Raw genomic sequence first — 6,233 nt, 5'->3', positions numbered from 1 at the left:
ATGCTATGGCAAAAGGTGAAGTATGAATGGTTGAATCTCTTTGAGGTCATGGACTTTAAGGCGTTTGAAGCAGAAGTCATACGAGTGTTTGAGCAGGTCGGTCAGGAATATATGATTTCATTTGGTTAACTACTTACGAGGCTACAGAAAGCGATGGCCAATTGAGCCGATGTTCAATCAGCTCAAACACGCTTTCGGCTGTCGCCACCTGTGGCAGCAAAAGTTGAGATCGGTTCTTCGATGGATGCATTTGAAAATGGCAGCCTATGCATTATTGCAACTGCTGACCGTCTGTAAAAATCAAGCATGCCTGAGTATCTCGAGTTTACCCTGGCGAGATCAGGACACTACGACCGCTGGCATGATGAGAACTGCGCTCTCAAAAATTATTCCCCGGTTCCCAATTCGCGAGGGTTGGAACCGATATTGGCAAAAATATGAGTTCGATTTTGATAGGCTGACCGACCAGTTAGTTTGTGATAAGGGCAAAGCCGTATAACCAAAGGCTTTCAGACAAAAAAACCGAATATAAGCGAGCCTGAAAAAATAGTTCGTCGATGTTGTTTATTTTGAAATTATGCAATCTGACCAAACTTCCGTTTTATGGGAAATCTAAAGTCGAGTATACTCACCAGGGATGGCCACATAAGCACCGGTGCCTGCTCTAAAGCCCATATTGGCTCCGGCCAATCTATTCAGGGCTCTTTTTGCTCGGCCCTGTAATCGATCAAGCCGCTCTTCATCCTGCTCGCGGTTCTCATCATTCTGTTCTCTAATCTCATCATTTCTCGCTTCTCTGGCAGCGGCTTCTTCCGTAGTCTCGCCAGGATCCGGGTCTTCTGTCTCCAGCTCAGGGGTAGCTTGAAACTTAACAAGACGTTCTATGGCCGTTTCAGCATCATTGGCATGATCTACCAAATTCTTATTATCCTGAATGAAAAAACCGGCACCGAGGCTATAAGAAGTACTGTCATAATCGTTGGAATTAGCGAGGTGGGCAGGGTTGGTCACAAATTCTGTATAATCGCCAACGGCAACACCGGCATCGCCTTGCCCCATGGCCTGGGCATCGTAAAGTGATGCGGATATCTGGGACGCCAATGGCATTGAAATCATCAAAGACAGCGCTTTATTCAGTTTCAAGAGATTCCCTCTCGCTTATTCTTATTTCGCCAGCACATCCTGTTTGGCTTAACTACAGCTTTTCACGCATCACTAATAACAGCCCACGGCGATGCTACCGCGAAGCGGTATTGATCATTTGACTGGTAGTCACCTGCATCAACAAAAAATACCCCTGAACCTTTGTATCTAACAAAATGCCCACCAATTTTAGTCATTCAGGTATTACAAAAGCATCGTCACGGACTGCTTACAGGCATTCCGTGACGATGGATTCAGGCAATAACGGCGATTCACATACCGCTGGCAAACATATGCAGATCGTAAAAGAAAATACGACCACAGAGTTCAGCCATCAGCACCATAATTGTACTAAAGGCTGTCAGACCAACCACGGTATTACTGCCACGGGTTGCAGAAATCACCCACAAACCCATGCCAACAAACAGCAGTGCCAATCGAGCCAACATTAAACTACCGTGGTATTCAAACAGTCCCAGAGGGTTGGCAGGCAAATCAACCTGCCCCAACCAGAAAAGGTACAGTGGGTAACCCACCAACACCACACCCATCACCAAAAAGCCCAAGGTTGCCATTGCACGGTCAGCATTCTTTTGATATGCGCCCAAAAGTACCGATTGAGTACGCAGCATCAGTGCTGCTGCCGGAATACCAACGACAAATGCCGTCATCACAAACTGGAAAACCGTCCAGCCGCTATTCCAGGCGGGTACTGTCGCCAACGTATACACATTGGCAATGGCCAGCAGTAACAGTACTCCTAGCCCCATGGCACCAGCCAGCACCAGCTTCTGCAATTTTGGCAGAATGCCGAAGTGGGTCATGGCCACGTAAGTCAAGACAGCACCACCAAACAGTGAGGTACTCATAATCTCCACACTCAGTGCAGACAAGTGTTCTAGACCAAACACCACATTAATTGCACGCAGCGGCTGACCAAGGTGTGTCATGGCTGCAGCACCGGAAATACCCAGCAGCACCAGAACCACCATCAGCATTTTGTTCAACAGCTGCTGACGACTGTTGTCGCTATTCACCATTAACAGGCAGGCCAGTACCAGAAACAGGCCCACGGTTCCCTGTGCCAGAACCGTAAAGAAAACCAGTGGCAACTCGTGCATGGTTACACCTCCCGTGTGTTGATAATGCGTCCGGTACGGTCACCGGAAGGCTTGGCATGTCGGCTGGCTTTCATCACCAGAGAAGGCAGAGTCAGAGATGAGTCTGGCAGAGGAGCAATGTCTGCTTCAGTGCCGTATTTCGCCCGCAGCTCATCGATCGGTCCGAATTCCAGCGCACGCAGTGGGCAGGATTCGATACAGATCGGCATCCTGCCTTGCTCAACCCGGTCATAACAGCCATCACACTTGGTCATGACTTTCTTTTCTGCATCAAACTGCGGTGCGCCGTACGGGCAGGCCATTTCGCAGTAACGACAACCCACACAAACATCGCCGTCTACTACTACCAAACCATCCTGCTCACGTTTGTGCATGGCACCGGTTGGGCAAGCTTTAGTACAGGCTGGCTGCGCACAATGGTTACAGCTGATGGAGGTGTAATAAGCAAATACGTTTTGCTCGTAGGTACCGTCTGCGTTCTGCATCCAATCACCGCCGCCGTATTCATACACACGACGCCAGTTCACACCAACCTTCAGGTCATTTTCGTCTTTGCACGACAATTGACAGGTTTTACAGCCTGTACACTTGGCGGTGTCTACATAAAATCCTAGCTGTTTCATAGGAAGTTGTGTCATTTGTTTCTACCTGTCATGCCTTGGCGATTTCAACAAGGTTGGTGTGCATTGGGTTGCCTTTGGACAGCGGCGTATTGCGATGTGTGGTCAACACGTTGAAAGAACCACCACGGTCCACTCCGTCTTTACCCGGTGTGTACCAGGCACCTTCAGCGAGCGCGGCAACACCCGGCATAATCCGTGGGCTGACTTTTGCAGGAATACGGGTCTCTCCACGGTCATTCCAGACTTTCAGCATATCGCCGTCTTTAACGCCGCGAGCTTCTGCATCTGCCGGATTCATCCATACCGCATCCGTGACGGCTTCGCGGAGAAGAGCCACGTTGTGATAAGTGGAGTGCACACGACCTTTGGTGTGAAAACCAATCAGCTGCAGCGGATACTTTTCAGTCAATGGATCCAGATGACTTTCCCACGTGGTGACGTACTGAGGAATCGGGGTAACGACATCACCTTCTGGTAATTCCCATTCAGCGGCAATCGTCGCCAACTTCTCGGAATAGATTTCAATTTTCCCAGAGGGTGTGCCCAGCGGATGCTTATTCGGATTGCTGCGGAAATCTTTCAACGCGATACGAATGCTTTCTGGTGCTGATTGCTTATATGGCCCATCTCGACGCAGATCTTCCAGAGTCGGAACCTGAGGTTGCTCTTTGCGCATCAGCTCATACAGTTCTGCTACCCATTCTTCGTGGGTTTTACCTTCGGTGTACTGCTCTTCCAGACCAAAACGTTGGGCAATACCGGAACAGATGTCGTATGCACTGCGGCACTCATACATTGGCTCAATAGCAGGCACCAGGGGAATAACAGCACCAAGGCTTCCGGATGAATAACCGTTACTCGCCACCTCGTAATTTTCGATGGTGGTGATATCCGGCAACAGAATATCTGCAAAGCGTGCGGTAGGTGTCATGTGATTTTCGAACACCAAAATAAACTCGCATTTGCTTTCATCCGAGAGAATTTCTTTCGTCCGGTTGATATCGGAATGCTGGTTAATGGTGATGTTACCCGCATATTGCCAGATAAATTTAATCGGGTTCTTCAGGTGTGTTCCACCCTGCAAACCATCCGTCTTATCCGTCATCTCATGGTGACGGTGAATGGCATCAGTCCATTTGAAGAATGGAATCGCTGTTTTGATCGGGTTATTACCAATCGGCAGGGTTTTCACCGGGAAGCCATAGTTACCCGGCATTTCACCGGTATTAGTACCCGCCAGACCGATATTGCCAGTCAGAATTGGCAACATGCAGATCGCACGACTGGCCTGCTCACCATTAGCCTGACGCTGAATGCCCGTACCCTGAATAATGTAAGCCGGTTTGGCACTGCCAATCTCACGGGCCAGCTGGATGATTTTCTTCGCTGGAATACCGGTGATGGTGGCAGCCCACTCGGGTGTTTTTTCGATGCCGTCAGGCCCTTGCCCCAGAATATGCGCTTTGTAGTGACCATTCTTTGGTGCGCTGGCTGGCAGTGTTTTTTCATCGTAGCCAACGCAGAACTTCTCAAGGAATGCTTCGTCCACCATCTGTTCGTTAATCAGCACCCATGCAATGGCTTCAACCAACGCCGCATCGGTACCCGGGCGAATAGGAATCCACTCAGACTCTTTGCCCAACATGGTGTCGGTATAACGAGGATCAATAATGATGGTGCGAACATTTTTGCTGTTCACGGCATTGGTGTGTTCGTAAATTTCACCACCACCACTCATACGAGTTTCCGCGGGGTTGTAACCAAACATCACCAGCAGTTCTGCATTGGCAATTTCACTGGTGAAACTGCCATAAGCCGCTGGACGACCGCCGCCGTAAGTAAATGGCAGTGCAAACTGAATTTGTCCCCAACTGTAGTTGCCGTAGTAAGGCAGATAACCACCGATCAGGTTCAATAAGCGTTTACCAGCAAAAGGTCCATCGGTCTTATAGCCCTGAGTACCAGAGCCATACTGGTAATAAATCGCATCATTGCCGTAGGTGTCGATGGTGTATTTCAGCTGCCTGGCAATGGTATCCAGCGCTTCATCCCAGCTGATGCGCTCAAAGCGACCTTCGCCACGCTTACCTACCCGCTTCATCGGGTATTTCAGACGATCAGGGTTGTATACACGCTGTTTGATAGAGCGGCCACGAAGACAGGCGCGGATTTGATGATCGCCATACACGTCATCGCCACGGTTATCGGATTCAACATGGGTAATCACACCATCTTTGGTGTGAACCTGAAGTGGGCATCGGCTGCCACAGTTCACCATACAGGCAGTCCAGGTCACCTTCTCTTCAGATTTTTTTTCAGAAGATGATTCAGCAGCAATGGCTTTCAGTGGGAGCGCATTACCTGCGACAACAGCAGCGCCGCCAGCGGCAGTACCCCATTTCATAAAGGTTCTTCGCTTGACGATGGACGACAGCGCACTATCAAGTAGTTTCTTCATTTATTTTACCGTTATCACTAAGCCAGTCCGTAAACCAGGTCGCCAAAGCATCCATGACAAGCAACACGGCGGGGGAGAGTGTACAAATAATGAACTGACAAAAGGGCGATGATGATAATCGGTGATCAAGAAACAACCGCTTGATCTAAATCAATTTTTTGCGCGTTTTGAGACAATTACACAAAGAGTGGTGGGATCACAAATTGTACTAATGATGATCCCTTAACAAACACGTAATTACACCATAAATGAGCATTGACCCTGAATCTGTAGCCAGGGGATTCAACGTCAAGTATGCGAGTATGGTAAAAAATGAAGCATAGATGGTTGCTGAAAAAACCTGAGCATGAGCAACCATGCTCAGGATTAATTACATACCATTGGAAAAGATATAAACCAAAACTCACTTGAAACCATCGGTTTTATTTTGGTTTTGGCTTAACCGGTTTTCTGAGCACCTCTTCCTCCTCGTCAAGAGACGTCTTGGTATGGAGTCTGTCGGCTAACTCGACTGGTTTTTGGTTAATCTGCACGCAGAAGKCTTTGACATTCTTCACCAGTTCATCTTGGGTGCTATGACAATAATGATAAGTTACCTCCTCTCTCAACCAACGCCAAAGAGCCTCAACTGKCATAAAATCAGGACTGTACGGAGGTAGCCAGACTAGCTCTATTTTTAGATTTTTTGCAGCCTCGCAGACGTCAAATGACCGATGATAGGACGCACCATCCCAAATAACAGTAAWTTGTCGTTCAAKATTCTCCTGTCGAATACGCTCCAGAACATTCACAGTATGTTGTGAATTGCCTTTGGGGTATGGCCAAATCCTAACCTGGCCCTCGTTGTAGTAATAAATCCCGTAAAACGTGACTTTGGATAGCCCTGGA

The 6,233-nt window shown here is 48.5% G+C and carries 6 protein-coding genes; 1 reads left to right on the top strand and 5 read right to left on the bottom strand.

Translation table 11 applies throughout. The annotated features are described in order from the left end of the window. Window positions 1-256: 256 nt before the first annotated feature. On the top strand, window positions 257-499 hold the full coding sequence (locus AKL11_RS25580) for a hypothetical protein (protein ID WP_172807244.1): 243 nt from the start codon (window positions 257-259) through the stop codon (window positions 497-499). A gap of 113 nt (window positions 500-612) precedes the next feature. Here the strand turns inward: AKL11_RS25580 and AKL11_RS05695 are convergent, their stop codons facing one another. The 5 genes from AKL11_RS05695 to AKL11_RS05675 form a co-directional block, all read right to left on the bottom strand. Next, on the bottom strand, window positions 613-1,143 hold the full coding sequence (locus AKL11_RS05695) for a hypothetical protein (RefSeq protein ID WP_067515647.1): 531 nt from the start codon (window positions 1,141-1,143) through the stop codon (window positions 613-615). Between the two features lie 272 nt (window positions 1,144-1,415). Beyond that, the gene (locus AKL11_RS05690; RefSeq protein ID WP_067515646.1) at window positions 1,416-2,264 is read right to left on the bottom strand and encodes a dimethyl sulfoxide reductase anchor subunit family protein; all 849 of its coding nucleotides are present in this window, start codon (window positions 2,262-2,264) and stop codon (window positions 1,416-1,418) included. Window positions 2,265-2,266: 2 nt separating this feature from the next. Continuing rightward, on the bottom strand, window positions 2,267-2,902 hold the full coding sequence (locus AKL11_RS05685) for a DMSO/selenate family reductase complex B subunit (protein WP_253705177.1): 636 nt from the start codon (window positions 2,900-2,902) through the stop codon (window positions 2,267-2,269). Window positions 2,903-2,915: 13 nt separating this feature from the next. Further along, on the bottom strand, window positions 2,916-5,345 hold the full coding sequence (locus AKL11_RS05680; protein ID WP_067515645.1) for a DMSO/selenate family reductase complex A subunit: 2,430 nt from the start codon (window positions 5,343-5,345) through the stop codon (window positions 2,916-2,918). Between the two features lie 422 nt (window positions 5,346-5,767). Next, window positions 5,768-6,233: transposase (locus tag AKL11_RS05675; protein ID WP_172807243.1), on the bottom strand; the 466-nt coding region annotated here is incomplete at its 5' end.

It is taken from the genome of Endozoicomonas ascidiicola (genome assembly GCF_001646945.1).
Lineage (GTDB): Bacteria > Pseudomonadota > Gammaproteobacteria > Pseudomonadales > Endozoicomonadaceae > Endozoicomonas > Endozoicomonas ascidiicola.
The sequence above is the reverse complement of the archived record's forward strand: the minus strand, read 5'-3'. Positions and strand labels throughout refer to the sequence as shown.

What these genes read in the sequence shown, in the direction of transcription:
- AKL11_RS05680 (WP_067515645.1), bottom strand. Translation starts at nt 5,345, where the DNA reads ATGAAGAAACTACTTGATAGTGCGCTGTCGTCCATCGTCAAGCGAAGA.
- AKL11_RS05690 (WP_067515646.1), bottom strand. Translation starts at nt 2,264, where the DNA reads ATGCACGAGTTGCCACTGGTTTTCTTTACGGTTCTGGCACAGGGAACC.
- AKL11_RS25580 (WP_172807244.1), top strand. Translation starts at nt 257, where the DNA reads ATGGCAGCCTATGCATTATTGCAACTGCTGACCGTCTGTAAAAATCAA.
- AKL11_RS05685 (WP_253705177.1), bottom strand. Translation starts at nt 2,902, where the DNA reads ATGACACAACTTCCTATGAAACAGCTAGGATTTTATGTAGACACCGCC.